The 26,929-nt window shown below is 69.7% G+C and carries 22 protein-coding genes; 11 read left to right on the top strand and 11 right to left on the bottom strand.

What is annotated here, in order from left to right; all coding sequences use genetic code 11:
- The first annotated feature begins 124 nt into the window (after positions 1–124).
- Together ASG43_RS19975 and ASG43_RS19970 are read left to right on the top strand one after the other, a co-directional pair.
- Positions 125–1,276, top strand: coding sequence for a Xaa-Pro peptidase family protein (locus ASG43_RS19975; protein ID WP_056508648.1), 1,152 nt, complete (start codon positions 125–127; stop codon positions 1,274–1,276).
- A 277-nt stretch (positions 1,277–1,553) separates the two neighbouring features.
- Positions 1,554–3,437, top strand: a complete 1,884-nt coding sequence (locus tag ASG43_RS19970) for a thioesterase family protein (RefSeq protein WP_082491074.1) — start codon at positions 1,554–1,556, stop codon at positions 3,435–3,437.
- 33 nt (positions 3,438–3,470) lie between these two features.
- Here ASG43_RS19970 and ASG43_RS19965 read toward each other — a convergent pair whose 3' ends face one another.
- Positions 3,471–5,813: an EAL domain-containing protein gene (locus ASG43_RS19965; protein ID WP_056508646.1), complete on the bottom strand. Its 2,343-nt coding sequence runs from the start codon at positions 5,811–5,813 to the stop codon at positions 3,471–3,473.
- Between the two features lie 286 nt (positions 5,814–6,099).
- On the opposite strand from ASG43_RS19965, the gene ASG43_RS19960 reads away from it, so the two are divergent.
- The 4 genes from ASG43_RS19960 (at position 6,100) to ASG43_RS19945 (ending at position 10,468) form a co-directional block, all read left to right on the top strand.
- Entirely contained in the window at positions 6,100–7,119 is a 1,020-nt protein-coding gene (locus tag ASG43_RS19960; RefSeq protein WP_056508645.1) for a galactitol-1-phosphate 5-dehydrogenase, read from the top strand.
- A gap of 97 nt (positions 7,120–7,216) precedes the next feature.
- Complete coding sequence (locus ASG43_RS19955) at positions 7,217–8,740, top strand: FGGY-family carbohydrate kinase (protein ID WP_056508643.1); 1,524 nt, start codon at positions 7,217–7,219, stop codon at positions 8,738–8,740.
- Entirely contained in the window at positions 8,737–9,720 is a 984-nt protein-coding gene (locus ASG43_RS19950) for a sugar-binding transcriptional regulator (protein WP_056508641.1), read from the top strand. The genes ASG43_RS19955 and ASG43_RS19950 overlap by 4 nt, the downstream gene beginning before the upstream one ends.
- Positions 9,710–10,468, top strand: coding sequence for an HAD family hydrolase (locus tag ASG43_RS19945; protein ID WP_200939539.1), 759 nt, complete (start codon positions 9,710–9,712; stop codon positions 10,466–10,468). The genes ASG43_RS19950 and ASG43_RS19945 overlap by 11 nt, the downstream gene beginning before the upstream one ends.
- Here the strand turns inward: ASG43_RS19945 and ASG43_RS19940 are convergent.
- The 6 genes from ASG43_RS19940 to ASG43_RS19915 form a co-directional block, all read right to left on the bottom strand.
- Complete coding sequence (locus ASG43_RS19940) at positions 10,438–11,574, bottom strand: glycerol dehydrogenase (protein WP_056508639.1); 1,137 nt, start codon at positions 11,572–11,574, stop codon at positions 10,438–10,440. The two genes, ASG43_RS19945 and ASG43_RS19940, sit on opposite strands and share 31 nt — an antisense overlap.
- A 117-nt stretch (positions 11,575–11,691) precedes the next feature.
- Entirely contained in the window at positions 11,692–12,450 is a 759-nt protein-coding gene (locus ASG43_RS19935) for an SDR family oxidoreductase (RefSeq protein WP_056508638.1), read from the bottom strand.
- 57 nt (positions 12,451–12,507) lie between these two features.
- Complete coding sequence (locus tag ASG43_RS19930; protein WP_056508634.1) at positions 12,508–14,013, bottom strand: FGGY family carbohydrate kinase; 1,506 nt, start codon at positions 14,011–14,013, stop codon at positions 12,508–12,510.
- A 5-nt stretch (positions 14,014–14,018) separates the two neighbouring features.
- A complete protein-coding gene (locus tag ASG43_RS19925) occupies positions 14,019–15,008 on the bottom strand; it encodes an ABC transporter permease (protein WP_056508632.1) in 990 nt (329 codons plus the stop codon).
- Entirely contained in the window at positions 15,005–16,522 is a 1,518-nt protein-coding gene (locus ASG43_RS19920; protein WP_056508631.1) for a sugar ABC transporter ATP-binding protein, read from the bottom strand. The genes ASG43_RS19925 and ASG43_RS19920 overlap by 4 nt, the downstream gene beginning before the upstream one ends.
- Positions 16,523–16,602: 80 nt before the next feature.
- Positions 16,603–17,571, bottom strand: a complete 969-nt coding sequence (locus tag ASG43_RS19915) for a substrate-binding domain-containing protein (RefSeq protein ID WP_056508628.1) — start codon at positions 17,569–17,571, stop codon at positions 16,603–16,605.
- 245 nt (positions 17,572–17,816) lie between these two features.
- Between ASG43_RS19915 and ASG43_RS19910 the strand changes: the two genes are divergently transcribed.
- From ASG43_RS19910 to ASG43_RS19890, 5 genes are all read left to right on the top strand, one after another.
- The gene (locus ASG43_RS19910) at positions 17,817–18,446 is read left to right on the top strand and encodes a glucose-6-phosphate isomerase (protein ID WP_056508626.1); all 630 of its coding nucleotides are present in this window, start codon (positions 17,817–17,819) and stop codon (positions 18,444–18,446) included.
- Positions 18,443–19,405, top strand: a complete 963-nt coding sequence (locus tag ASG43_RS19905; protein ID WP_056508624.1) for a hypothetical protein — start codon at positions 18,443–18,445, stop codon at positions 19,403–19,405. The genes ASG43_RS19910 and ASG43_RS19905 overlap by 4 nt, the downstream gene beginning before the upstream one ends.
- 5 nt (positions 19,406–19,410) lie before the next feature.
- Positions 19,411–20,337: an NAD(P)-dependent oxidoreductase gene (locus ASG43_RS19900; protein ID WP_056509175.1), complete on the top strand. Its 927-nt coding sequence runs from the start codon at positions 19,411–19,413 to the stop codon at positions 20,335–20,337.
- Entirely contained in the window at positions 20,334–21,230 is an 897-nt protein-coding gene (locus tag ASG43_RS19895; protein WP_244488172.1) for an MBL fold metallo-hydrolase, read from the top strand. Before ASG43_RS19900 ends, ASG43_RS19895 begins: the two co-directional genes overlap by 4 nt.
- 62 nt (positions 21,231–21,292) lie before the next feature.
- A complete protein-coding gene (locus tag ASG43_RS19890) occupies positions 21,293–22,171 on the top strand; it encodes an SIS domain-containing protein (RefSeq protein WP_056508622.1) in 879 nt (292 codons plus the stop codon).
- 80 nt (positions 22,172–22,251) lie between these two features.
- Here the strand turns inward: ASG43_RS19890 and ASG43_RS19885 are convergent, their stop codons facing one another.
- The 4 genes from ASG43_RS19885 to ASG43_RS19870 all read right to left on the bottom strand — a co-directional run bounded on the left by ASG43_RS19885 (position 22,252) and on the right by ASG43_RS19870 (position 26,864).
- On the bottom strand, positions 22,252–23,355 hold the full coding sequence (locus ASG43_RS19885; RefSeq protein WP_056508620.1) for a substrate-binding domain-containing protein: 1,104 nt from the start codon (positions 23,353–23,355) through the stop codon (positions 22,252–22,254).
- A 76-nt stretch (positions 23,356–23,431) separates the two neighbouring features.
- Positions 23,432–24,376 (bottom strand): ABC transporter permease, encoded by a 945-nt coding sequence (locus ASG43_RS19880; protein WP_056508618.1) that lies wholly within the window; start codon positions 24,374–24,376, stop codon positions 23,432–23,434.
- 14 nt (positions 24,377–24,390) lie between these two features.
- Positions 24,391–25,344, bottom strand: a complete 954-nt coding sequence (locus ASG43_RS19875; protein ID WP_056508616.1) for an ABC transporter permease — start codon at positions 25,342–25,344, stop codon at positions 24,391–24,393.
- Positions 25,341–26,864: a sugar ABC transporter ATP-binding protein gene (locus ASG43_RS19870; protein WP_056508614.1), complete on the bottom strand. Its 1,524-nt coding sequence runs from the start codon at positions 26,862–26,864 to the stop codon at positions 25,341–25,343. Before ASG43_RS19870 ends, ASG43_RS19875 begins: the two co-directional genes overlap by 4 nt.
- Positions 26,865–26,929 lie beyond the last annotated feature (65 nt).

Raw genomic sequence — 26,929 nt, 5'->3', positions numbered from 1 at the left:
CGGTCCTGTCGTCGATCGAGCGATCGGAGCGTGACACCGGCGGGGAGATGGCGACAAAGAGGAATGACAGCTAAGGACGCGCGAGCGATCGCGCGCCGGATTCCTCGCATCGACGGTTATTCCCATGACGCTTTTGCCCGACTGGTCCCATCCCGTTCCCCGCATCGCGGATGCCGAACGCCTGCAACGGTTGTCGGCCCTTCGCGCGGCGATGGAGAGGGACGGCGTCGACGCCGTTCTCCTCGGCTCGACGGAGAGCCTTCGCTATGTCACCGGCCTCGTCTGGTCCACGAGCGAGCGCCTCTGCGGCGCGCTCGTCACGCGCGACCGGCTCGTCTATGTCGCACCGGCCTTCGAGGGGCCCCGCGTCGAGGCGCTGCCGCACCTCCCCGGCAATCTCGCCCTGTGGGAGGAGGAAGAGGATCCGGCCCTGCTGGTGGCCGATCTCCTCGGACCGACGGGCATGCTCGCTCTCGACGATCAGCTGCCGCTCTTCGTCCATCACCAGCTGGCGCGCCGGTTCGGTCTCGAGCGCCTGCGGGACGGCGGGCCTCTCATCGCCGGGCTGCGCATCGTCAAGTCGCCGGCCGAGATCGCGTTGATCCGCCATGCCATGGGCATCACGCTGGCGGTGCAGGCGCAGGCGCGCGCGGCGATGCGGCCGGGCGTGCGCGCGTCCGAGATCGTCGCCCTCATCGACGCCGAGCATCGCCGGCGCGGCGCGGACGACGGTTCGACCTTCGCGATCGTCTCCTTCGGCGCGGCGACCGCCCTGCCGCACGGCGCGGAGGGAGATCAGGTCCTCGGAGCGCGGGACGTCGTCCTCGTCGATACCGGCTGCCGGCTCGACGGCTATCACTCGGACCTGACGCGCACCTACACGGTCGGGGAACCGGATGGCGACGTGGCCCGGATCTGGGCGATCGAACGGGAGGCGCAGGCGGCGGTGTTCGCGGCCGCCCGCCCCGGCGCGGCGTGCCGCGCCCTGGATGCGGCGGCTCGGCAGGTCCTCGCCGACCACGGCCTCGGTCCAGACTATCGTCTGCCCGGCCTGCCCCATCGCGCCGGGCACGGGATCGGGCTCGACATCCACGAGCCGCCCTACATCGTGCGCGGCAACGAGCAGGCGCTGGAACCCGGCATGTGCTTTTCCGTCGAGCCAATGATCGTCGTGCCGGGGCGATTCGGCGTGCGGCTGGAGGACCATGTCCACGTCACCGCCTCGGGCGCCGAGTGGTTCACGCAGCCCAGCCGCGACATCCTCGATCCCGTCTGAGCGGCGCCTCGGGCCGCGCCGGGGTCCAACGACGGGCGGCTCCCGCGTCCGGCGCGGCGTTGGGCGGCCCCGCCCCTCGACGCAGCGGGGCCGCCCCCTTCCCCACGGCGCCTCTCGCTCCTTCGCCGGCCGGTTGCGGCGCGTCCGGCGACGGGTTCACGATCCGGACCCGATGCAACCCTTTCGCGACAAATCGCCAGGGATCCCTCGCACAGATCATGAAAATTTGATTAAGATAGGCTGATAATTTGTAGAACTTACGGGATGAAGCCAGGACATGTCGCAGTCTCGATCCCTCCGCTCGCTGAGTTGGGCGCCGACCATCTCCCTGTCCTGGATGTGGGGCCTCGGCTTCTTCTACTCCATGCACGTCGTCTGGACGCAGGGCTGGAGCGGCTTCTGGGTCTTCGCCCTGGCGAACGCCGTCGGCCTCGCCGCGTTCGGCTGCGCCTTCGGTCATGGCCGGCGCGATCCCGAGACGCTGTTCGCGCGGCTCGCGCCGCGCTTCCTGCCGTTGTTCCTGCTCTGCCAGATCGGCGCGGTGGCGATCACGCTGTTTTCGGTCGGCGCCTATGTCTGGCCCCTCATCCTGCCGGACGCCCAGCCGGGCACGGGATGGGCTCTGTCGGCGCTTCTCGTCGCGCTGGCCTGCGCGGTTGGTCACGCGAACACGCTCCGGAACCTTCGCTTCCTCCACATCGCCTATCTCGCGCTCGCCCTTTGCGCGATCGCGACCGTCTTCGCCACGATGCCGGCGAGCCCCGGTGCGGCGGTCGTCGTGGATGCGCCCGCGACCCTTTCGATCTGGTCGCTCCTCCTTCCGACCCTCGTCGGCTTCGCGCTCGGTCCCTGGGGCGATCTCCAGCAGTGGCAACGGGCGATCGAGATCCGGCGGAGCGGGTCCTCGACGGCGATCGCCTATCTCGGCGGCGCCGCGATCTTCCTCGCGCTGCTCGTCGCCAACGCCTGGCTCTCGCGCATGGCGGGCGCCCACCTGCTCACGGGCACCGACGGAGCGCTCGGGGCGCAAGGCTCGGTCGCGGCCCGTCTGGCGACGGACGGCTTCACGCCGGCCGCCGCGGCGTTCGCGGCCTGGGTCGCGATCGCGGCGGTGTCGACGATCGACAGCTTCTACAACGCCACGCGCTGGCACCTGACCCAGCGTCTGGCCGGCAGTCTACACCCGGCGCTCGCCTTCGTACCCCCGGCGGCGGCGGCCTCGCCCTTCTGGGTCCTCGCCTTGGCCGTCGCCGCGGCGGGCTCGATGGACGCGCTCGGCCTGTCGCAGACCGCCTACATGATGCCCTACGCCACATTGCTTGTCGGCGCGACGCTCTGCCTCGTCGCCGGCTGCATCGCGGAGCGACCGGCCGCCTTCGACGCGGTGACCGTCTATCTCTGGGGTGCGGCGGCGGCGCTCGTCTTCTTCGTCGGCTATCGCGAGTCCGTGCCGCTCCTCGTCCCCCTGTCGACGGCGGTGGCGCTCGCCGGGGCGGCCCTGCCCTTGCGCCGGCTGTTCGCCGAGCGGAGCCGGACGGCCCTCGCGCCGGCGGCCAGCCGGTCCGGAGCGGATGCCGGGGCGTTGCGCGGAGCCCTGTCGCAAGGCGGGGCTGCGGCGGCGCCTCACCCCTCGCTCGTGCCGGATACGGTCCGCCCGCCGGTCGCCCTTTCGATCGCCAACGGCCAGTCGATGCCGGCGCACGGCTTCGACGGCCAGTGGTTCGTGATGCGGATCACCCCCACCTACGACGACACCAATTCGGTCGGAAACGTCTATTTCGCCAATTACGTCCGCTGGGTCGGCAAGGCGCGCGAGCTGTTCTTCAACGCCTGCATGCCGACCTTTGATCTCGAGACCACGCGCTACTACGTCCTCACGAAGTCCTTCCAGCATGATTTCCGCCGCGAAGTGGAAGAGTTCGAGCCGGTGACGGTGCGCATCCGGATCGCCGGGCACAATCGCAAGTTCGTAACGCTCGGCCACGAGATCCACAGCGAGACGCACGGGCTTCTCGGCCGCGGCGAGCAGGACCTGATGTTCGTCGATCGCGAGAGCTTCAAGCCGCTCGACATCCCGGTCGACATCGTGCGGGGCTTCCTGCCGTTCTGGCCGTCGTCCCGGCCGGGCGCCGACATCGGCGAGACGCGCAAGGCGGGCTGAGCCCCGCCGCCGGGCCGTCGAGCCCGGCCCGGATCAGGCGACGACCCGCGGCTCGAAGCGCGAGGACTTGCGCGCGATCACCTGAAGCGTATCCGCCTCGGAGGCGGGCTTTCCATAGAGATAGCCCTGCAGCTCGGTGCAGCCGATCTGCTTCAGGCAATCGCGCTGCGCGATCGTCTCGACGCCCTCGGCGATGGTCCGCATGCCGAGCGTGCGTCCGAGCTCCACGATGGTGCGCACGATGCTGACATCGCTTTCGTCGGGCAGGTTGATGATGAAGCTCCGGTCGATCTTGATCTTGTCGACCGGCAGCTTCTGGAGATAGCTGAGGCTGGAGTAGCCGGTTCCGAAATCGTCGAGCGCCAGCTTCACGCCGAGTCGGCGCAGCTCGCCGAGAAGGTTCATCGCTTCGTTCGTGGTGGCGAGAAACGCCGTTTCCGTGATCTCCAGTTCCAGCCTCGACGGCTCCAGGCCGAAATCCGACAGCGCCCGCGACACCACGTCGATAAGGTTGGAATGGCGGATCTGGATCGTCGAGACGTTGAAGGCGATCGAGAGGCTGCGGTCCTCCCAGGTGGCGGCGAAGCGGCAGGCGGTGCGCAGCCCCCATTCGCCGAGCGCCAGGATCGTGCCCGTTTCCTCCGCGAGCGCGATGAACTCGGCCGGCGGCACGTTGCCGTGGACCGGGTGCTTCCAGCGCATCAGCGCCTCGAAGCCCCGGAGATCGCCGGTCGCGGTCGCGACGAGCGGCTGGTAGGCCAGCGTGAACTCGCCGCGATCGAGCGCGCCGCGCAGCTCGCCCATCAGCGTCGCGCGCTCTTCCTTGTGCTGGTCCATGGCCGGCACGTAGAACCGGTAGCCGCCGCCGCCGTCGCTCTTCATGCGGTAGAGCGCGGCATCGGCCTTGCGCAGGATCTCGTCGGCCGTCGCTTCGTCGCGCGCCACGGCGACGCCGATGCTGACCCCGACGTCGAGATAGAGGCCGTTGAAGACGAAGGGCTGCTGCAGGCTGGCGACGACCCGCTCGGCGAGAACCGCGTTCAGCGACCGGTCCGCCGTGGAGTGGAGAAGGGCGAACTCGTCGCCCGCAAAGCGCGAGACGATGAGGTCCGGACCCGCGAAGGCCTTCAGCCGCTCCCCGATCTCGCGCAGGAGATCGTCGCCGACGGCATGGCCGAACGTGTCGTTGACCTGCTTGAACCGGTCGAGATCGAGACAGAGGACCGCATAGCCCGGCCCCATCGGATGCTGGACGAGGGAGCGCCGGGCCTCGGCGACGATCTGCTCGAAGCGACGGCGGTTGGGCAGGGTCGTGAGGAGATCGTGGTTGGCGAGATGGTCGAGCCTTGCCACATATTCGTTCTGCAGCGTCACGTCCGAGCCGACGCCGCGAAAGCCGATGAAGCGCTGCTCCCGGTCGTAGACCGGCTTGCCGGTGAGGGCCCACCAGCGCCGCTCGCCGCCGATCCGCACGGGCACGCTGAGGCGCTGGAAGGGGCGGCGGTCGCGCATGGCCGACAGGAGATGGGACAGGACCTCTGTCGGCCGGCCGGCCGTCGGGGAGACGAGGGCCTCGAAGCCCATCCCGGAGAGATGGTCCCGGTCGGACTGCGCGATCTCCACGAAGCGGCTCGACGGCGACTGGATCCGGCCGTCCGTGTCGGTCTCCCAGAGCCAGTCGCTCGAAGCCTGCTCGAAATCGTTGAGCAGCAGCCCGCTGACCTCGCGCTGCCGGTCGAGATCGATCTGCACGAGCGCGCGCAGGCTGACCAGCCGTCCGATCTGGATGATCGTCGCGAAGATGAAGCAGGCATAGATCGCAAGCAGGATCGCGATGACGATGTAGAAGGTCTCGCCGGTCATCGCGAGCGCCGTGAACGAGCCGACGATGATGCTGCCGGAATAGACGATGCCCGCGGCGGGAACGAAGCCGATGCAGATCCCGGTCGCGATGAGCCCGGCGCAGGTCGCCGCGATCAGCAGTCGCCCGTCGGCGTCGGCGTCCCCGAACAGCATCACCGGAATGGTCGCCAGCGCGATCCCCGCGAGGATGGCGACGCCGATGATCCGCTCCCGCAGGACCCGGATGGGGATGGTCGAGGCGCCCAGGCGCCCGCGCCGCCAGGCCGCGCAGGCCTGGAACGCGATGCAGGACAGCGTGAAGTTCAGGACCTGGAGGCCGGCGACATAGGGCATCGTCGCGGCCTGCCAGAAGAAGTAGCAGACGATGCTGGACACCGCGAGCCCGGTCATGATCGCGAAGGGCGCGAGGCGCATCGCCAGATCGATCTGGTCGATCCAGACCTTGTCCAGCGCGTCCTGGCTCGGCTCCGATCGCTTCCACGCCCGCTCGGGCGAGCGGTCCGTCGTCCTCATTCCGGGTCCATGAGCCTGTATCATCGATAGAAGCATGCCGTACTTCTATTAAGGCAAGCGAAACAACGGCCATCGCCTTTTCTCAAAGCGTCCCGGCCCCGCGGGCCTCCGGCGGGACTCCGGACGCGAGGCCGCGTGTTGGTGGCGCCGACTGCCCGTCGGCCGCATCTCGACGGCGAGACGGACGAGGTTCCGACCGAACCGGGAGGCCCGAAGGGGCTTGCTCCGCGACGCGCACGAGCATATCACATTCGTGACAGGATATCACGCATGTACGGAGGAAGCCATGCGCGCCATCGTTCTCCACGCCCCGAAGGACATCCGCCTCGAGGAGCGGCCGAAGCCGGAGGCCGGGGCCGGCGAGGTCCTCGTGCGGGTCGCCTCGGTCGGCGTCTGCGGCTCGGACCTGCCGCGGATGCTGGTCAAGGGCGCCTGGAAGATGCCGCTGATCACCGGCCATGAATTCTCCGGCCATGTCGCCGAGCTCGGGCCGGGCGTGTCGGACTGGCGAGTCGGCGAGCTCGTCGCCGTGGCGCCGCTCCTGCCCTGCCATCAATGCGACCAGTGCAGGACCGGAAACTTCTCCCGCTGCAAGGACTACGACTATTTCGGCAGCCGGCGCGACGGCGCCTATGCCGAATACGTGGCCGTGCCGGTCGACAATCTCCTGAAGGCCCCCCAGCACGTCGATCCCCGCGCCATCGCGATGACCGACCCCGCCTCGATCGCGATCCACGCGATCTGGAAGGCGGGCGGCATCCGGGTCGGGCAGACCGGCGGCGTCGTCGGCTGCGGCCCGATCGGCCTCTTCGCCATCCAGTGGATGCGCATCATGGGGGCGTCGCAGGTGATCGCCGTCGACGTTTCGGAGGAGAAGCTCGCCTTGGCGCGGGAGGCCGGCGCGACGGCGACGATCCTCTCCCGCGATCTTGCCGCCAACACCGCGAAGGCGGACGTGGTGATCGAGGCCGTCGGGCTCGACGCCACGATCAACGCGGCGGTTCTTCTCGGCGGACCGGGCGCCCATGTCGCCTTCATCGGCATTCCCGTGCCGGACGTGAAGCTCGACAATGCGACGTTCCAATATTTCCTGCGCCAGGAAATCTCGCTCCACGGGTCGTGGAACAGCTTCGGCGCACCCTTTCCCGGCCCGCAATGGACGGTGACGCTGGAAAAATTCGGCACGGGCGAGCTGAAATGGGAGTTCATGATCTCCCACGATCTCGATCTGGCCGAGCTGCCCGAGATCTTCCGCCGCTTCGACGCCCGTGACATCCACTTCTCGAAGGTGCTGTTTCGACCCTGAAGCGAACGGGATCGGACGATGGAGGTCGATCGGACGATGAGGCCGGGCGGACGATGAGGCCGGGCGGGAAAGCAGGCCGACGGGAGAGGATGCCGCGATGACGACCGTTCTGACCCTCGATCTCGGCACCAACGGGGCGCGCGCCGGCGTGTTCGACGTCGAGGGACGACGCATCGTGGCCAAGGGCGAGGCGTCCTATCCGACGCGCCACCTGCCGCCGAACCGCGCCGAGCAGGACCCGGAGGACTGGTGGCGCGCGCTGGCCCGCGTGGTGCCGCAGGTGCTCGCCGAGGCCGGCCATCCCGAGATCGCGGCGATCACCACGGCCACCTTTTCCTCCACCGTCGTCGTCTGCGACGAAGCCGGCACGCCGCTCGCGCCCGCGATCCTCTGGATGGATGCGCGGGCCGCCGCCGAAGCCGCGGCCTCCGAGACCGTCGAGCATCCCGTGCTCGCCTATTCCGGCGGCTCGAACGCGGTGGAATGGCTGGTGCCGAAGGCGATGTGGCTCGCCCGCCACGAGCCGGACCTCTGGGCCCGCGTCGAGGTGGTCTGCGAGGCGCTCGACTTCGTCAACCACCGCCTGACCGGGCAGTGGACGGGCTCGCTGATGAACGCGACCTGCAAGTGGAACTACGACAGCCGCGCCCGCGCCTTCTGCCCCGACCTCTACGCCGCCTTCGGCGTGCCCGAGCTCGCCCTGCGCCTGCCCCAGAGGATCGTCGACATCGGCGGCGTCATCGGTCGGATCCGGCCCGAGGTGGCCGAAGCCTGGGGCCTTCGCGGCGCTCCGCTCGTCGTCCAGGGCGGCATCGACGCGCATATGGGCACGTTCGGCGCGGACTGCGTCAGCCCCGGCGCCATGCTCTTCATCGGCGGCACGTCCAACGTGCAGCTGACGCAGGTGCCCGACGACGGCGCCGAGATCACCGGGGTCTGGGGCCCCTATCCCCACGCCCTGACGCCGAACTTGCGGATGATCGAAGGCGGGCAGGTCTCCGCCGGCTCGATCCTGAAATGGCTGTCGCAGGAGATCTTCGGGCTCGGCGACGGGGCGCTCGCCGAGCTTCTGGCGGCGGCCGAGGCGATCGAGCCGGACGAGACCGGCCTGCTCGCCCTCGACTTCTGGATGGGCAACCGCACGCCCTATCGCGACGCCCGGCTGCGCGGCGCCTTTCTCGGCCTCTCCCTGTCGCACGGGCGCGCGCACATCTACCGCGCCGCCGTCACGGCGGTGGCGCTCGGCGCCGCCAACGTCGTCTTCGATCTCGAGCGGCAGGGCGTGTCGATCGACCGGATCGTCATGGCCGGCGGCATCCAGCGCAATCCGCTCTGGCTGCAGGCGACGATCGACGCGATCGGCAAGCCCGTCGGGATCGCGGAGGACGACAATCTCTCGCTCTACGGCAATGCGGTCGCCGCGGTGGTCGGCCTCGGGCTCTGGCCGGATCTGACCAGCGCCGCCGCCGCGCTGCGCGCGCCGGTGCGCACCGCGCATCCCGATCTCGAACGTCACGCGCGATACCGCCGTCTCCTCGCCGACTACCGCGAGGCCGCCGTCACGCTCGCCCCGATCCTCCACGCCCTCGCCGACGGGCCCGCCGGGGAGAGCGCCGCGTGAAGGAGGAGGCCGAGCGCAGCACGAACCGCCTGCCCGTGGACGCCACCCGCGACCACCTGATGCTGCAGGTCGCGCGCATGACCTACCAGCAGGACAAGACGCTGACCGAGATCGCGGCGGAAACCGGCCTCAACCGCTGGCAGGTGAGCCGGCTCCTGCAGGAGGCGCGCGACGTCGGCATCGTCCGGATCGAGATCCTGCCGCGAACGCTGCGCCATCCCGATCTGGAATCCGAGCTCGCCCGCGCCTTCGGCCTGCGCGACGCGGTGGTCGTGCCGGGTCCCGAGGATCCGGGCGTCGACGCCGTGGCGCGGGCCGCCGGGCAATATCTCGCGCAGATCAAGCCGCGTCCCGACCTCGTCGGCGTGTCCTGGGGCCGCACCATGGGCGCGCTCGCCCACTGGCTGCCGCAGGACTGGGCGGACGGCGCGACCATCGTCCAGATCAACGGCACGGTCGCGCCGGTGCCCGGCATCGCCCACCACAACGAGGTCGCCGAGATCTTCGCCCGAAAGGCCAAGGGCCGCATGATCCCGTTGCCGGTACCGGCGATCGTCGGCGCGCGCGAGACGCGCGAGGTCCTGGAGAAGGACCGCATCGTCGCCGACGTCCTCAAGGTGGCGCGATCGGCGGAGGTGCTGGCCTTCTCGCTCGGGGTCGCCGGCGAGGACTCGGTGCTCCTGCGCTCCGGCAACATCCTCGCCCCGGAAATGGCCGCGCTCCTCCAGGCCGGCGCGGTCGGCGACGTGCTCGGCCGTTTCATCGACCGGCGCGGCGCGATCGTCGATCCCGAGCTCGACGCGCGCACGATCGGGCTGTCGCTTCAGGATCTTCGCGGACGCGGACGGGTGATCGGCATCGCCGCCGGCTCGGCCAAGCACGAGGTCGCGCTGGGCGCGCTTCAAGCCGGCCATGTCAACATCCTCGTCACGGACGAGGCCACCGCGATCTTCGCCCTGGAGCACGCCCATGACCGATAATTCCCGGCGCGACGATGCCATCGAGCGCGGTGAATCGATGATCATCTTCGACTGCGACGGCGTCCTCGTCGACAGCGAGATCCTGTCCAACGCCATCGACGCCGAACTGATGAGCCTCGCGGGCCATCCGATCACCGCCGCCGACCTCATCCAAGGCTATATCGGACGCCCGAAGGCCGAGATCTGGGCGGCGATCGCGGGAGAACGCGGCGTGCCCTGGCCGGAGGGGCTGATCGAGGAGGCGGATGCGCGCCTCCTCCAGCGCATCGACGACGAGCTGCAGCCGGTGGCGGGCGTCGCCGAGGCCCTGTCGCGGATCCCCGGCCGCAAGGCGGTCGCCTCCTCCTCCGCCCTGCCGAAGCTGCGGCGGTCCCTCGCCCGCTGCGGGCTGCTCGAGATCTTCGATCCCGCCGTCTTCTCGGCGAGCCAGGTGGCGCGCGGCAAGCCGGCGCCCGACGTCTTCCTCTTCGCCGCGCGGGAATGCGGCGTTTCCCCCGAGGCGTGCCTCGTCGTGGAGGACAGCGTCGCGGGGGTGACGGCGGGGCTGGCCGCGGGCATGGAGGTCGTCGGCTTCACCGGCGGCCTGCACGCCTATCCCGGCCATGCCGAGGCTCTGCTGAAGGCCGGCGCGGTGGAGGTCGTCGCCCATATGCGCGATCTTCCCACCCGCCTGGCCACCCGCCTGGCCACCCGCTTTACCGCCCGCCCGGCCGCGCGTCAGGCGGCGGGCGCGGTCCGGCTGGCATAGGCGTCGAGCGCCAGGATCGCATCGCGCACGATGTCCGGCGAAAGCGGCGTCGCGACCCGGTTGATGATCGCGCCGGGCTTCAGCGCGGCCTGCGCCACGCGCCCGATCTCCTCCGGTCCGGCATCGGCGAGATCGAGATCGGCGAGCGTCGTCGGCAGGCCGACCTGGCGGCAGAAGCGCAGCGTCTCGTCGATCTCGGCGAGCGGACGCCCTTCCAGCATGAGGAGGCAGAGCGTGCCGAACGCGACCTTCTCGCCGTGGAAGAAGCGGCGCGTGGCGGGCAGGACCGTCAGCCCGTCATGGATGCCGTGCGCGCCGGACACGCCGCAATTCTCGAAGCCGAGGCCGGAGAGCAGCGTGTTGGCCTCGATGATCGCCTCCACCGCCGGCGTGAGGAGACCCCGCTCGGCGGCGACCTTGGCCGCGAGCCCGTCGCGCATCAGCACCTCGTGGCAGGCGCGCGCGATCGCGATGCCGGCTTGGGGCGCCGGCAGATAGGGACGGATGAAGTTCGGCGAGCGCGATTCCAGGTTGGAGCGCGCCTCGAAGAAGGTCGAGAGCGCGTCGCCCATGCCGGCGACGAGGAAGCGCACGGGCGCCTTGGCGATGAGCGCGCTGTCGACGATGACGATGTCGGGATTGCGCGGCAGCGAGATCGCCTCCTGCATCACGCCCTCGTCGTTGTAGCGCACCGCGATGGCGCTGCAGGGCGCGTCGGTGGAGGCGATGGTCGGCACGACCGCGATCCGCGCGCCCTGGCGCACGGCGGCGACCTTGGCCGTGTCCGCCGTCTTGCCGCCGCCGATGCCCGCGACAACGTCGGCACCCGTCTCGGCGACGAGGGCGGTGACACGTTCGATCTCCTCGGTCGAGCATTCTCCGCCGAAGAGCTCGATCCGCGCGTCGAGACCGGCTTCGGCCAGCGAGGCGCGGATCGCCGCGCCGTGCCGCTCGTCGACGATCCGGTCGACGAGGAGGAAGGGACGCGAACCGAGATCCCGCAGATGGTCGGCGAGACGCTCGATCTCGCCCGCGCGCTGGATGTAGCGGCCGGGACCGCCATAGGCCCGCCCCTCCGCCGCCTGCCAACCGATCGCCGTCGTCATGCCGTGTCCTTTCCGGCCCGCCTCCCCCGCCGCGACGGGGATTGGGGCCTCTCCGTTCGATGTCGCGCGGCCCGAGGCCGCGATTCCGTTAGGGCCGAGCCTCGATCGAGGCGCCGCTCACCAGCCGCTGACGACGTAGCCGCCGTCGACGGGCAGCGTCGTCGCGGTCACGAAGAGCGAGGCGGGCGAGGCCAGGAAGACCACGGTGCCGACGAGGTCCTCGACCGTGCCCCAGCGCTTCAGCGCCGCCTTGCGGGCGATCGTTGGTCCATGCTCGTCATGTGTCCAGAGGTCCTTCGTCATGTCGGTCTTGTGATAGCCCGGTGCGATGGCGTTGACGCGGATGCCGTCCGCGCCGAACCGGTGCGCCAGCGCCCGCGTGAGGCCCATGATCCCGGTCTTGGAAGCGCCGTAGGCTGGCACGCGCTCGTCCGCGAGGAAGCTCAGCATGGACGCGGTGTTGATGATCGCGCCCTTCGAGGCCTTGAGGTGGGGATAGGCGGCCATGGACAGGCGCATCGCGCCATTGAGGTTGACGTCGATCACCTCGAGATAGGGCTCCTCCTCGTATTCGGCGTCCGGCCGCACGATGCCCGCGCTGTTGACGAGGACGTCGAGCGAGGGAAGCGCGCCGACGAAGGCGTCGACCGCCGCGCGGTCGCGCACGTTCAGCTGCTCGAAGCGGATACCGGCATGGGCCGGGTCGGCCCTCGCCGCTTCCAGCTTGTCCGGCGAGGAGCCGGTCGCGATCACCTCCGCCCCGAGCCCCTTGAAGCCCTTCGCGATCGCGAGACCGATGCCGGTCGAGGCGCCCGAGACGAGGACGCGCTTGCCCGCGAAGAGGTCGGGCCGGAAGGTCGATAGGATGTCCTGCATGGAAGTCTCCCTGATGCGATCCGCCGCGAGGGCGGCATGGGTGTTGGAAGCGCGGCCTCAGGCCTCGGCGAGCCGGTCGAGGTCGTCGTAGAAGTCGCGGCCGGCCTCGTAGAGGCGGTCGAAGATCGGTTGCATGCGCCGGTAGCGCGCCTGCCAGGCGGGGTCTGGAGGGACCTCGTCCTTGTGGCGCACGAGGGCGGCGACGGCCTCGTCGGCGTCGGCGAAGCGACCGGTCGCGACCCCCGCCATCACGGCGCAGCCGACGACACCGCATTCGGCCTCTTCCGGCACCACGACGGGGATGCCGTAGAGGCTCGCCTTGATCTTCAGCCAGAGGGAAGTCTTCGCCCCGCCGCCCGAGGCGACGACGCGCTCCAGCTTGGTTCCCGCCGCCGCTTCCATGATGGCGAGATGGCGCGCGGCGGCGAAGGCGACGCCCTCCATCACCGAGCGATGGAGATGCGCCAGGCCGTGCCCGGCGCCGAGCCCGAAGAACTGGGCGCGGGCGTTGCGGTGGCGTCCCAGGCGCTCGCCGGTGAGGTAGGGCACGAAGAACAGCCCGTCGGCCCCGGCCGGCGCCTCGGCGGCGCGCGCCACGATCGCCTCGTAGCCGAGCGCGCGCTCGTGGAAGGCGCGGCGCGCCCAGCGCATCGCGTCGCCGCCGGTCTCCAGAAGCACGAAGGCGCCCCAGTGCCCCTCCGGCGTCGCGACGTTGCAGATCTCGGGATCGAGCAGCGGCGCATCCGCGACGAGGGTCAGGATGCAGGACGTGCCGGTGACGTCGGAGGCGAGGCCCGGCCGGCAGACGCCGGACCCGAGCAGCGCCACGGGATAGTCCGCGCCGCCGACGAGGACGGGCGTGCCCTCCGCCAGATCCGTCTGGCGGGCGGCCTCGGCCGTCACGGCGCCGAGGATCTCCATCGGTTCGCGGATCGGCGGCAGGAGGTCCCGGTCGAGGCCGAGACGCCCGATCATCGAATCCGACCAGGCTCTCGTGCGCGGGTTCATCAGGAAGGAGCAGGAGGCGTCGCCGCTGTCCATCGCACGCGCGCCGGTGAGGCGCAGGTTGATGAAATCCTTCGGCATCAGCACGGTCTCGGCCGCGGCATAGGCGGCGGGATCGTTGTCGCGCAGCCATTGCAGCTTGAAGCCGGGCCAGGCCGGCGTCGGCGGATTGCCGCTGTCGGCGAGATAGGCGCCGTCCGCGAAGGTCCGCTCGAAGTCGGCGACGAGACCGGCGGTGCGCTTGTCGTTCCAGAGCGGCACCTCGGCGCGCGTCGGACGCCCCGCGCCGTCGACGAGCACCGTGCCGTGCATCTGCCCGCAGGCCGCGACCGCCGCGATCCGGTCCCGCCCGCCGTCGACCTGGGAGAGGACGCCGCGCACAGCCGCGGCGACCCCGGTCCACCAGTCCTCGGCCCGCTGCTCGGCCCAGCCGAAGGCCGGGACCATTTGGTCGTGCTCGCGGGCGGACAAAGCGAGGATGCGGCCCGCGGGGTCGACGAGAGCCGCGCGGACGCTGCCCGTGCCGACGTCGATCGAAAGCGTGAGGTCGCGTGCCATGGCGCTCAGGTCTTCAGCCGGCCGGTTCCGTATTGCAGCAGCATCGCGATCACGATGATGACGCCCATGTAGACCTGCTGGTGGTAGCCGGGCACGCCGCCGAGATTCATGATGTTGGCGATGATGCCCATGATGAGGGCGCCGAGCAGCGTGTTGATGACGCCGCCGCGCCCGCCCATCAGGCTCGCCCCGCCGATGACGACGGCGGCGATGACGTTCAGCTCCGCGCCGACGCCGACCTGCGCCGAGCCGACGCCGGTGCGTGCGGTCGAGATGACCCCCGCGATGGCGGCGAGCGCGCCCGACAGGACGTAGACGGCGAGGATGTAGCGCGGGACCGCGATGCCCGACAGGCGCACCGCCTCCTCGTTGGAGCCGATCGCCTTCACGATGCGGCCGAAGCGGGTGAAGTTGAGGACGACGCCGCCGACGAGGAAGATCGCGAACATCAGCCAGACCGGCAGCGGCAGGCCGGCGGCGAAGCCGGAGCCGAAGCTCGCGATGCCGGCGCCCTCGGTGCCCAGCGGGATCGGCCGTCCGTCCGAGATGATCAGCGCGAGACCGCGCGCGATGGCCAGCATGGCCAGCGACATTACGAAGGACGGAAGGCGCAGGTAGGCGACGAAGGTGCCCGTGACGAGGCCGCAGGCCATGCCGGACAGGATCACGAAGGCGACCGAGGTCGCCGGACCGTAGCCCATGAAGTGGATGAAGTGGGCGGTGAGGACCGAGCCGAGCGCCGCGATCGAGCCGACGGAGAGATCGATGCCGCGCGTCAGGATGACGAAGAGCATGCCGACCGCCATGATGCCGGCGCCCGCCGCCACCTGGCGCAGGACGTTGAGGATGTTGATGCGGCTGAGGAAGGCGTCGGACCAGAAGCTCGCCGCGACCACCAGGACGAGGAAGATGGCGAGCGTGGCGAAATGCTGGAGGAAGCTCGCGAGATCGAACTTTTCGTCCGTGGGGCGCGCCTTTTCGGCAACCGTGGTCATGGGGCTTCACCGTTCGGGTTCTGGGGGTCGGCCACCGCGCGGATCATGGCCAGGGACAGGAGGTTCTCCTCGCTGTAGCGATCGGGCAGGAGCTCGCCGCGCAGCTCGCCCTCGCTCATGACGAGGACCCGGTCGCAGAGCCCGAAGAGCTCCTGGTGCTCCGAGGAGATGACGAGCACCGCCTTGCCGCTTTCGGCGAGCTTGTGGACGAGGGCGTAGATCTCGGTCTTGGCGCCGACGTCGACGCCGCGCGTCGGCTCGTCGAGGATGATCACGTCGCCCTCGGCGTGAAACCACTTGGCGAGGACCACCTTCTGCTGGTTGCCGCCGGAGAGGCTGGAGACCGGCGCGTTGACGCCGGCCGATTTCAGCCGCAGCGCGCGTCCGAGATCCTCCACCATGGCGGTTTCGCGGCGACGCCGGAGAAAGCCGAGCGGTCCGGTCACGGCGTCCATCCGGGCCATGGTGGCGTTGATGCGGATGGCGTTGTCGAGGACGACGCCCTCGTGCTTGCGGTCCTCCGGCACGAGGCCGATGCCCGCCTTCACCGCGTCGCGCGGCGAGCCGAAACGCATCACCTCGTCGCGGAGCCGGATCTCGCCGCCGTCCATGGGATCGGCGCCGAAGATCAGGCGCGCGACCTCCGTGCGGCCCGCGCCGACGAGACCGCCGAGCCCCAGCACCTCGCCGGCCCGGATGGCGAAGGAAACGTCGCGGACCTTGGCGCCGCGCCGCAGATGCCGGACCTCCAGAAGCGTCTCGCCGATCTGCCGGCGGCCTTTTTCCGGAAACATCGCGGCGAGCGGTCGACCGACCATCATGCGGATCAGCTCGTCCACCGTGATGTCGGAGGCGGCGACCGTTCCCACGCGCTCGCCGTCCTTCATGACGGTCATGCGGTCGGAGATCTTCATCACCTCGTCGAGCCGGTGGGAGATGTAGACGATGCCGACGCCGTTGCGGCGCAGGTCCGCGATGATGCCGTGCAGGCGTTCGGCATCCTGGGCGGAGAGAACGGCGGTCGGCTCGTCGAAGACGATGATGCGGACCTCGCGGGCGAGGGCCTTGGCGATCTCGACCACCTGCTGGTGCGCGACGGCGAGGCTGCCGACGGTGCGGCCGGGATCGATGGCGAAGCCGAGCCGGTCGAGCAGCGCGCCCGCGCGGCGCTTCAGGCTCGGCCAGGAGATGAGCCCGGGAAGCTCGCCGAGGAAGATGTTCTCGGCGACGGTGAGATCGGGGGCGAGCGCCAGCTCCTGGTGGATCACGGCGATGCCGAGGGCCCGCGCCTGGCGGGGATCGCGCAGCTCGACGATATCGCCGCCGATCGAGACGGTGCCGCTCGTGGGCGCAAGTTCGCCGCCGAGAACGCGCATCAGGGTGGATTTGCCCGCCCCGTTCTCGCCGAGCAGCGAATGGACCTCGCCCGCGCGCACCTCGAAATCGACGCCGCGCAGCGCATGGATGCCGCCGAAGGACTTCGTGATGGCCGACAGCCGCGCCAGTTCCGCCATGACCTCTCCCGCTTCTGGATGAAACGGCGGCGGACCCGTCACGGGCCGCCGCCGCCGATCGTCTCGACCGCAGGCCGCGTTCAGAACACCGCGTCGGGGCGGTAGTACTTCTCGACGTTGTCCTTGGTGATGACGGCGGGCTCGGTCAGCTTCAGCTTGGGGAAGCCGGCTTCCAGCGTGCCGTTCATCGCCTTCAGGCCGATGTCGACGGCGGTGCGGGCGACGAGATCGGGATCGTTGAGGCCGGTCGCGCCGTAGGTGCCTTCCTTGATGGCGGCGAGGGCCTCCTTCTGGCCGTCCGCGGCGGCGAGCACGAGAACGTCGGTGGAACCGACGCCTTCGAGCGCCTTCATCGCGCCGAGCGCCATGGAATCGTTTTCGCCGATCACGACGTTGACGTCGGGATGGGCGGTCAGAAGGTCTTCCATGGCCTTCAGGCCGCCTTCCTGCTCCCAGCTTCCCCAGCCCTGGCCGACGATCTCGAAGGACGACTTGCCCTCGTTGGTCAGCTGGCCCTCGACGACGCCCCGGAAGACGCCGAGCCGGCGGTCACGGCCGACCTCGTTGCCCTGCGATCCCGACAGGAGCGCGATCTTCATTGGGGTGCCCTGCATGCGCTTGGCGAGCCACTGGCCGACGAGATAGCCGTTCTGGTCGTTCGAGGAGCGGACCTGGGTGACGACGTCGGCATCGGGATTGATCGAGGAGTCCATCACCACGACCTTGACGCCCGCCGCGGTCGCGGCGTTGGCGGCGGCGACGAGGCCCTCGGGATCGCGCGGATTGAGGATCAGGAGCTTGACGCCCTTGGCGACCATGTCCTCGATGTCGGCGATCTGCTTGTTCATGTCGTTCTGCCCGTCCGAGGTGGACACCTCGCAGCCGGCCTTCTGGGCCTGGTCGAGGGCGGCAGCCTGCTGCGCGGCGAAATAGGGCGCGCTCAGCGTGTACATGGCGACGCCGACCTTGCAGTCGGCTGCACCGGCGGTTCCCGCGCCGGCGATCATCGCCACGGCCAGAACGCAACCCGAAAGGGTCCATCTCTTCATCGAATCCTCCTCTGTTCGGGCCTCAATCTCCCGGCGCCCGTCGTGTAGCAATGTTACAGATGGGATGGGACGTCAAGCGGCACGATTCAGCACATATGTGCTTTGTGTAACCTCATGTGATCGTATTGCGCTGCAGCACGACGTATTTTGCGCTGCATAATAGTTTTCCGACGTTCGTCTCGCCGTCCGACTTGCAGACGAATGTCGTCATATGTAGCATTGCTACAAAACTGAGGAGAATGGCCATGGCATTGCGCGAACCCGGTGTCTTCACGGTCGACATCGACGCGGGCGAGCTGAAGGGCGCCGCGACGCGCTATCGAAAGACGCTGGGCGACCTCGCCAGTCTCTACGAGGACGACGCCGCCTTCGCCCGCCTCCTCGCCGAGCGCGGGCCCGACGCGGTCATGTACGAGGTGACCGATCACAAGCCCTCCGCCGATCCTGGCGACATCATCATCGGCGTCACGCGGATGGCGCCAGGCAAGGTCGGACGCGAGTATTTCCTGACGCGCGGCCATATCCACGCCAAGGCCGACCGGCCGGAAATGTACTATGGCGAGAGCGGCACCGGGCTCATGCTGCTGGAATCCCCCGACGGTGAGGTCCGGATCGTCGAGATGAGGCCGCGCGTCGTCTGCTACGTGCCGCCGTTCTGGATCCACCGCTCGGTGAATGTCGGGTCGGACGATCTCGTGATGACCTTCGCCTATCCCGCCGATTCCGGGCAGGACTACGACATCATCGCGCGCTCCGGCGGCATGCGCCGGCGCATCGTCGACGACGGGGCCGGCGGCTGGACGGCGATCGACAACGCGGCCTGGCGCCCGCGCCCCGCCGCGGAGGTCGACGCCCTCTACGGACAGGCGGCATGAGCACCGTCGCCGCGCCCTATCCCCCGGCCGGGCGGCCGACCTTCTACTTCGTCGGCGTCACCACCGCCCAGAGCTCGATCATGAAGGTCTTTCCGGCCTGGGCGGCGTTTCTGGGGCTCGATGCGGAGATGCGCGGGATCGATCTTCCGATCCATGCCGATCCCGCCGCCTATCGCGAGGTCGTCGCCTTCATCAAGCGCGACCCTAACTCGCTCGGCGCGCTCGTCACGACCCACAAGATCGATCTCTACAAGGCCGCCCACGACCTCTTCGACGAGATCGACCCGCATGCGCGGCTGATGGACGAGACGAGCTGCATCTCCAAGCGGGACGGCAAGCTCGTCTGTCACGCCAAGGACCCGATCACGTCCGGCCTCGCGCTCGACGGCTTTCTGCCGGCGCGCCATTTCGAGCGGACGCGGGCCGAGCTCTTCTCGATGGGCGCGGGCGGCTCGACCATCGCCCTCACCTGGCACCTGATGCAGAAGACGCGCGGCGCGGACCGCCCGTCGCGGATCGTCGTGTCGAACCGCAGCCCGGCGCGTCTCGACGAGATCCGCCGCATCCATGCCGAGATCGGCGGCGGCGTGCCGGTCGACTACGTGCTGGCGCCGCGCGCCGAGGACAACGACCGGGTGCTGGCGGACCTTCGTCCGGGCTCACTCGTGATCAACGCGACCGGCCTCGGCAAGGACGCGCCGGGATCGCCGCTGTCGGCCGAAGCCCGGTTCCCCAAGGGCGGCATCGCCTGGGACCTCAACTATCGCGGCGACCTCGTCTTTCTCGAACAGGCCCGAGCCCAGGCGAACGAGAGGGGCCTCCAGGTCGAGGACGGCTGGACCTACTTCCTCTACGGCTGGACGCAGGTGATCGCCGAGGTCTTCGCGATCGACATCCCGGCGTCGGGTCCGCGCTTCGAGGAGATCTCTTCCATCGCGACCCGGGCCTCGAAGGGATGACCGCGATGCAGCGCGTTCTCGTCACGCCCCGCTCGCTCACCGCCGCGCCCCATCCGGCGGTGGAAGCGCTGCGGGACCGGGGCTTCGACGTCGTCTACTCCACCCCGAACGTCCTGCCGGACGAGGACGAGCTCTGCCGTCTCCTGCCCGGCACGGTCGGCTGGCTCGCCGGCGTCGAGCCGGTCTCGCCGCGCGCCATCGGCGCGGCGCAGGCGCTGCGCGTCGTCAGTCGCAACGGCAGCGGGGTCGACAACCTGCCCCTGCCGCTCCTCACCGAACGCGGCATCGCGCTCTGCCGCGCCGACGGCGGCAATGCGGCCGGCGTCGCGGAACTCGCCATCGCCCTCGCGCTGTCGGCGCTGCGCCAGATCCCCTTCGCCGATGCCGGGATCAAGGCCGGCGAATGGCGGCGGCGGCGGGGCGGCGAGATCCGCGGCCGGACCGTCGGCGTCGTCGGATGCGGCGCGATCGGCGGCGAGGTCGCGCGCCTCTTCTCGGCGCTGGGCGCCTCGATCATCGCCCACGATCCGTTTCCGCGCCGCCTGGAGGTCGCCGAGGACCGGCTGCGCTGGAGCGATCTGGCGACCCTTCTTCGCGAGGCCGATCTCGTGACCTTCCATTGCCCCTCCCTGCCCGGCGGCCAGCCGATCCTCGACCGCTTGGCCTTGGCGAGCCTCAAGCCGGGCGCGGTCGTCGTCAACACGGCGCGCGCCGGGCTCGTCGACGAGGCCGCGCTGATCGAGGCGCTGGACGAGGGCCGGCTCCTCGCCTACGCGACCGACGTGTTTCCCGAGGAGCCGCCCCGCTCGCTCGCCTTGCCCGGCCATTCCCGGGTCATCGCGACGAGCCATATCGGCGGCTTCACCGGCGAAAGCGTCGATCGCGTCACCGAGATCGCGGTCGAGAATCTCGTCCGCGCGCTGCAGCCGTGACGCGCCTCGGACAGGCGCCGGAGCTGGAGATATCGGCGCTGGGGGAAAGCCTCGCCGCGCGGCTCTCGCGCTCGCCGGCTGCGACGGCCGGCGTCGACCTTTTCTGGCTGGGGCAGGCCGGGTTTCTCCTCGAAGCCGCCGGCCGTCGCATCCTGATCGATCCCTACCTCTCGGATTCGCTCGGCGCGAAATATGCCGGCAGCGCGACTCCGCACGACCGGATGATGGCGCCGCCGGTTCTGCCGGACGCGCTCGGGCCCGTGGATCTCGTCCTCTGCACGCACCGCCACACCGACCATATGGATCCCGGCACGCTCCGCCCGCTCGGGGCGCGGCTGCCGGATCTGCGCTTCGTCGCGCCGGCCGCCGAACGGGCGGAGGCCCTCGCGAGAACCGGTGTTCCGGCCGACCGGATCGTTCCGATGGAGGCCGGACAGCGGCGCGAGCTCCTGCCCGGAATCGCCATCGCCGCGGTGCGGGCGGCGCACGAGACGCTGGAGACCGACGCGGACGGGCGCCACCGCTTTCTCGGCTATGCGATCGAGGCCGATGGCGTCACCGTGTTTCATTCCGGCGACACCGTTCCCTTCCTCGGCCAGATCGAGGAGGTGGCGGCGCTCCGGGCCGATGTCGCGCTTCTCCCGGTGAACGGCCGCAGCCCCGCCCTTTCGGCCGCCGGCATCGCCGGCAACATGAGCGTCGGGGAGGCCGTGTCGCTCGCCAGGGCGACGCGCATTCCGGTCGTGATCGCGCATCATTATGGCCTCTTCGGCTTCAACACGGTCGCGCCGGAGGCGATCGACGCGGCGGCCGCGATGGCCGCGCCGGTGCGCCTCGAACGCGCCCGGACGGCCGTCCGCTACCATTGGGCGCGACGGGCGACGCCCGGTTGACGCGACGCGAAAGCCGTTGCCATGCTCGATCCCCGACGAGGATGCGAGGTGACGACGGCCCGATGGAACCCAATGCGGAGCCGCAGGCGCCCCTGCGCAACATTCTCGAGGTCATCCGCACGACGCATGACAGGCTTCGCAAGTCGGAGCGCAAGGTGGCCGACCTCGTTCTCGCCGATCCGCAGCGCGTGCTCGGGGGAACGCTCGCCGACACCGCGGCGGAGGCCGATGTCAGCCAGCCCACCGTGATCCGCTTCTGCAACGCGCTCGGCTGCGCCGGCTACCAGGACTTCAAGCTGCGGCTCGCCCATGGCCTCGCGCTGGGAACGCCGGCCACGCATTCCGTGCTCCTGCCGACGGACGCGCCCTCGGCGGTCGTCGAGAAGATCTTCGACTATACGATCACCAGCCTCGACTGGGCGCGGCGCAATCTCGACGCGGCCGCGGTCGCGGCGGCGATCTCGATCCTGGAGCGCGCGCGCTCGATCGAGTTCTTCGGCTTCGGCGCATCCGGGATCGTCGCCCGCGACGCGCAGCAGAAATTTCCGCTCTTCGGCGTGCCCTGCGGCGCGCAGCTCGACTCGCACCAGCAGATCATGTCCGCCTCGGTCATGCGCGAGGGCGACGTCGCCGTCGTCATCTCCAACACCGGCCGCACGCGCTCGCTGATCGAGATCGCCGACGTCGCGCGGACGAGCGGCGCGAAGGTGATCGCCATCACGGGATCGCACAACGCCCTGGCCGCCCATTGCGACGTCGCGATCGTGGTCGAGACGCTGGAGAACACGGATGTCTATACGCCGACCATCTCGCGCATCGCCGCGCTCGTCGTGATCGACATCCTGTCGACGGCGGTCGCGCTGCGTCGCGGCGACGGCGAGGCCGATCGCTTCGGCATGATGAAGCGGCACCTCAACAGTCTCCGGCTCGCCGAGGACTGATCCCGCTCACGGACGGGACAAGGAAAGGGTCGCGGGCGCGGCGGCCTTCGCCGCCGCGCCCGCCTTCACACATCTCGCGATCAGAAGTCGAAGTCGTTGATGTCGGCCTTCGTGAAGACCTTCGGGGCGCCGAGCAGGATCTGGCTCTGGTTGATGACCTGGAGGTCGCCGAGCCGGCCCGCCTTGAACGTCGTGTCGCCGGGCTTCAGCGTGCCGTCGGCGACCGCGCGCATGGCGAGGCCCGCGGCATAGCCGAGATCCACCGTCGACCAGAGGATGGTCGACTTGATGCAGTCGCCGTTGACATAGGGCTTCATGGCGTTCGGCAGCGCGAGGCCGACGACCGAGACCTTGCCGCAGAGCTGGCCCTGCTGCACGGCTTCGGCGGCGGCGGGCGTCGCGACCGAGGTCATGCCGAGAATGCCCTTCAGCTCGTCGCCGTGCTTGTTGATCAGCGTCTGCGCCTGGTTGAAGGAGAGGATGTTGTCCTCCTGCGCCTCGACCGTCTCCAGGAATTTCAGCTTGGGATGGCACTTCTCGGCATAGCCGGCCATCTCGGTGATCCAGCGCGCCTGGTTCGGCGTGGTGAAGGTCGAGGTGACGATGGCGAAGGCGCCGTCCTCGCCAATCTCGGAGGCAAGCTGGTCGATCATCGCCTTGGCGACGCCGTTCGGCTGCGCCTGGTTGACGAACCACTGGCGCGCGTCGGCTTCCGCGTCGGCGTCGTAGCCGACGACGTTGATGCCGGCCTCCAGCGCCCGCTTCAGCACCGGCGCGATGGCGACGGGATCGTTGGCGGCGAACAGGATGCCGTCGACGCCGGAGGTGATGTAATTGTCGATGAAGGTGATCTGCTCGTCGATATTGGCCTTGGTCGGGCCGTCCGTCGTGACGGTCATCGAGCCCGTCTCCTTGGCGGCTTCCTGTATGCCCTGCGCGGTGGAGGCGAAGTAGCCGACGCCGACGAGCTTGGGCACGTCGACGACCTTCAGCGGCTTGCCCTTGCGGTCGGGCGCGCCGGTCGGAACGCCGCCGTCGTACTCGCCGGGCGGCACGGGCGTGACGCTCGCGTCGCAGGCGAGCGGGTTGGCGGGCTGGTCGTCGCCGCCGGTCCAGGCGCTCTGCGCCATGGCCGGCGCGGTGAGGAGACTGGTCGAGACCAGAAGGGCGAAAAGCTTGCGCATGGAATCAGATCCTCCGTTGAATGATGCTGTTGTCGCGTCGTTGTGCCGGCCCGGCCTCCCGCCGGACCGGTTCTTCTCAGTCGTCGGTGAAGCGGCTGAGGAAGTTCGAGATGAGGACGGCCGCGATCAGCACGGCCCCGATGATGACGATGGTGCCGTCGCCCTTGACGCCGGACAGAGCGAGTCCGCTCTTCAGGACCTGGACGAGGCAGAGGCCGATCAGCGTGCCGACGACGAGGCCCCGCCCGCCGAAGATCGACGTGCCCCCGAGGACGACGGCGGTGATGACGTCGAGCTCGATGCCGGACCCCATGTCGGAGCGCGTCGTCGAGACGCGCGAGACGAAGACGACGGCGGCGAGCGCCGAGACGAAGCCCGAGGCCGCGTAAATCCAGAGCTTCACCCGCGTCACGTCGATGCCGGAAAAGGCCGCGCCCGCCTCGTTGTTGCCGATCGCGTAGACGGCGCGGCCGAAGGCCGTGAAGCGCAGCACGAAGAAGCCGACGAGGGCGACGACGGCGAAGAGCCAGAGCTGGGTCGGCAGGCCGAGAATGTCGCCCTGACCGAGGGTGAAGAACCATTTGGGATAGCCGCGGACCGACTGCGCCTGGCTGATGCCCTCGGCAAGCCCCCGGAAGAGGGCGAGCGTGGCCAGCGTCGCGATCAGCGGGGGCACGCGGAAGCGCGTGATGATCACCCCGTTGGCGATGCCGCAGGCCGTGCCGACGACGACCGAGAGGCCCATGGCGACCGGCAGCGGCAGGCCGAGCCATTTCCAGAAGACGCCGACGAGGATCGCCGAGAGCCCGAGGATCGAGCCGACGGAGAGATCGATGCCGCCCGTGATGATGACGAAGGTCATGGGCACGGCGATGAGGCCGACCTCGGTCATCAGCCTTCCCTGGTTCAGGAGGTTGGCCGCGGTGAAGAAGCGCTCGTTGTTGGCCGCCAGGACGGCGAGCGCCACGACGAGGATCAGCGTCAGGATGGCTTCGTGGCGAAGGAGGATGCGAAAGCTCATGGGTTCCGGTTCCTTCAGCCGGCCCGCCCGCGCCGCGCCATGTCGGCGAGCACGGTTGCGAGGATGAGAATGCCCTGCACGGCCCGCAGCCAGTAGGCCGAGACGTTGAGGAAGATCAGCGAGGAGCCGATCGCGGCGAAGAGGATGGCGGCGAGCGTCGATCCCGTCACCGTTCCGATGCCGCCCAGGATCGACACGCCGCCGACGACGGAGGCGGTGATGATGATCAGCTCCAGCCCGTTCGGCACGGTCGACTGGATCACCTGGAGCTGCGTGGCGAAGAGCACGGCCGAGATGCCGGCGATGACGCCGTGGATGGCGAAGACCTTCACGATCGTCGCCTTGTAGGGAATGCCCGAGGCTTCCGCCGCCTCGCCGTTGCCGCCGACCGCGTAGATCGAGCGGCCGAAGGCGGTGGAGCGCAGGAGAAAGGCGGCGAGAAGCGTCAGCACCACCATGAACCAAACCGTGGAGGGCACGCCGAGGAGGCGGAACTGCGCGAGCTGGTAGTCGGCGGGAAGGCCGGAGATCCAGGCGCCGCCCGTGAAGGTGATGAGGCCGCCCCGGAGGATCGAGAGCATGGCGAGCGTCGCGATGATCGAGGGCACCTTCAGATAGGCGATGAGGGCTCCGAGCCCGGCATTCACCGCCCCGCCGATGAGGAGCGGCAGGAGCCAGGCGATCCAGACGGGATAGCCGTTGGTGACGAGAAGGCCCGACACGGTCGCGAGAACGCCGATCAGCGCCCCGACGGACACGTCGATATGGCCCGAGATGATGACCATCGACATGCCGATCGCGGCGATCGCGATATAGGCGTTGCCGACGAAGATCGTGGTGAGGTTGTTGGAGGAGACGAAGCGCGGGTTGATCCAGCCGACCACCGCGAAGAGCGCGACGATGGCGAGGAAGAGGAGCACTTCCTGGCCGGAGGAGGAGAGGCGCCGGGAGAGCGTCGGGGCCTTCATGCCGCGTGCCCCCGCATCATGGCCGAGCCGACCCGGTCGGAGGTGGCCTCCGCCCGGTCGAGAATGGCCGACATCCGCCCGCCGTTCATCACCAGGACCCGGTCGCTCATGCCGAGCACCTCGGGCAGTTCGGACGAGATCATCACGATGGCGATGCCGCTCGCGGCCAGCTGGTTCATGAGCTTGTGGATTTCCGTCTTGGCGCCGACGTCGACGCCGCGCGTCGGCTCGTCGAGGATGAGGATGCGCGGATCGGTGGCGAGCCATTTGGCGATCACCACCTTCTGCTGGTTGCCGCCGGAGAGCTGCGCGACGACCTGTCCCGGCCCCCGCGCGCGGATCTGGAAGCGCCGGATGGCGTCGAGGGCGAGCGCCTCCTCGCGCGAGGTGTCGACGATGCCGCCCTTCGTCAGCCGTCCGAGGATCGCCATCGAGACGTTGGAGCGGATCGACTGCGGGCGCACGAGCCCGTGCTGGGCGCGGTCCTCGGGCACGTAGGCGATGCGGTGCCGGATCGCCTCGCGGACGTTGCCGATCGAGACGGGGGCGCCATCGATCAGGATCTCGCCGGAGGTCGCGGGCGTGATGCCGAAGATCGTCTGCGCGAGTTCGGTGCGGCCCGACCCGACGAGGCCGGCAATGCCGAGGATCTCCCCGGCGCGCACGGAAAAGGACACGCCCTCCACCTTGCCGGCATGGGTGAGGTTCCTGACCTCCAGAACGGTTTCGCCGAGCGCAATGTCCTCCTTGGGGAAGAGTTGGTCGATGTCGCGCCCGACCATCATCGAGACGAGCGCGCCCTCGCTCACCTCCGCCGTCGGGCGCGTCGCGATGGTCTTGCCGTCGCGAAGCACCGTGACGCGGTCGGAGATCTCGAAGATCTCGTTCATGCGGTGGCTGACATAGACGATGCCCACGCCCTCGGCGCGCAGCGAGCGGACCACGTCGAGAAGGCGCTTCACGTCGGCCTCGGCGAGCGCCGCCGTCGGCTCGTCCATGATGAGGACGCGCGCGTCGCGCGACAGGGCGCGGGCGATCTCCACCCGCTGGCGGTTGGCCACGGAGAGGCGCGACACCGTCTCGTCCACGTCGAGATCGGGGCAGTCGAGCCGGTCGAGGATCGCACGCGCCCGCTCGCGCATCGCCTTCCAGTCGAGGAGGCCGTTCGCCTTGCGCGGAGCGTGGCCGAGAAAGACGTTCTCGGCGACCGTCATGGCAGGGAAGAGAAGCAGTTCCTGGTGGACAACGGCGATGCCCCGCGCCTGCGCCTCGCGCGGGCCGGAGAAGCGCGTCGCCGCGCCGTCGACCTCGAGCGTGCCCTCGTTCGGCTGGTGGGCGCCCGACATGATGCGGATCATGGTCGACTTGCCCGCGCCGTTCTCGCCCATCAGGGCGTGGACTTCGCCGGCCTTCAGATCGAAGTCGATGCCGCGCAGGACCTGGACGGGCCCGAAGGACTTCGACAGCGCACGCAGCGCGATGATCGGACCGGCGCGCGGATCCCGGAACTCAGTCGACAAAGAAGCCTCCCCCCACCCGGCAGACTCGGCCCGGGCAGCATGCCTGCGGCATCGAAACGAAATGC

The sequence above is a fragment of the Aureimonas sp. Leaf454 genome (genome assembly GCF_001424685.1).
Classification (GTDB): domain Bacteria; phylum Pseudomonadota; class Alphaproteobacteria; order Rhizobiales; family Rhizobiaceae; genus Plantimonas.
Note: the sequence above shows the minus strand (reverse complement) of the source record. Positions and strands in the feature narration are given on the sequence as shown.

Excerpts from the sequence above, each read along its gene's own strand:
- ASG43_RS19975 (WP_056508648.1), top strand. The coding sequence starts at position 125 with ATGACGCTTTTGCCCGACTGGTCCCATCCCGTTCCCCGCATCGCGGAT.
- ASG43_RS19970 (WP_082491074.1), top strand. The coding sequence starts at position 1,554 with ATGTCGCAGTCTCGATCCCTCCGCTCGCTGAGTTGGGCGCCGACCATC.
- ASG43_RS19965 (WP_056508646.1), bottom strand. The coding sequence starts at position 5,813 with ATGAGGACGACGGACCGCTCGCCCGAGCGGGCGTGGAAGCGATCGGAG.
- ASG43_RS19960 (WP_056508645.1), top strand. The coding sequence starts at position 6,100 with ATGCGCGCCATCGTTCTCCACGCCCCGAAGGACATCCGCCTCGAGGAG.
- ASG43_RS19955 (WP_056508643.1), top strand. The coding sequence starts at position 7,217 with ATGACGACCGTTCTGACCCTCGATCTCGGCACCAACGGGGCGCGCGCC.
- ASG43_RS19945 (WP_200939539.1), top strand. The coding sequence starts at position 9,710 with ATGACCGATAATTCCCGGCGCGACGATGCCATCGAGCGCGGTGAATCG.
- ASG43_RS19940 (WP_056508639.1), bottom strand. The coding sequence starts at position 11,574 with ATGACGACGGCGATCGGTTGGCAGGCGGCGGAGGGGCGGGCCTATGGC.
- ASG43_RS19935 (WP_056508638.1), bottom strand. The coding sequence starts at position 12,450 with ATGCAGGACATCCTATCGACCTTCCGGCCCGACCTCTTCGCGGGCAAG.
- ASG43_RS19930 (WP_056508634.1), bottom strand. The coding sequence starts at position 14,013 with ATGGCACGCGACCTCACGCTTTCGATCGACGTCGGCACGGGCAGCGTC.
- ASG43_RS19925 (WP_056508632.1), bottom strand. The coding sequence starts at position 15,008 with ATGACCACGGTTGCCGAAAAGGCGCGCCCCACGGACGAAAAGTTCGAT.
- ASG43_RS19920 (WP_056508631.1), bottom strand. The coding sequence starts at position 16,522 with ATGGCGGAACTGGCGCGGCTGTCGGCCATCACGAAGTCCTTCGGCGGC.
- ASG43_RS19915 (WP_056508628.1), bottom strand. The coding sequence starts at position 17,571 with ATGAAGAGATGGACCCTTTCGGGTTGCGTTCTGGCCGTGGCGATGATC.
- ASG43_RS19910 (WP_056508626.1), top strand. The coding sequence starts at position 17,817 with ATGGCATTGCGCGAACCCGGTGTCTTCACGGTCGACATCGACGCGGGC.
- ASG43_RS19905 (WP_056508624.1), top strand. The coding sequence starts at position 18,443 with ATGAGCACCGTCGCCGCGCCCTATCCCCCGGCCGGGCGGCCGACCTTC.
- ASG43_RS19900 (WP_056509175.1), top strand. The coding sequence starts at position 19,411 with ATGCAGCGCGTTCTCGTCACGCCCCGCTCGCTCACCGCCGCGCCCCAT.
- ASG43_RS19890 (WP_056508622.1), top strand. The coding sequence starts at position 21,293 with ATGGAACCCAATGCGGAGCCGCAGGCGCCCCTGCGCAACATTCTCGAG.
- ASG43_RS19885 (WP_056508620.1), bottom strand. The coding sequence starts at position 23,355 with ATGCGCAAGCTTTTCGCCCTTCTGGTCTCGACCAGTCTCCTCACCGCG.
- ASG43_RS19880 (WP_056508618.1), bottom strand. The coding sequence starts at position 24,376 with ATGAGCTTTCGCATCCTCCTTCGCCACGAAGCCATCCTGACGCTGATC.
- ASG43_RS19875 (WP_056508616.1), bottom strand. The coding sequence starts at position 25,344 with ATGAAGGCCCCGACGCTCTCCCGGCGCCTCTCCTCCTCCGGCCAGGAA.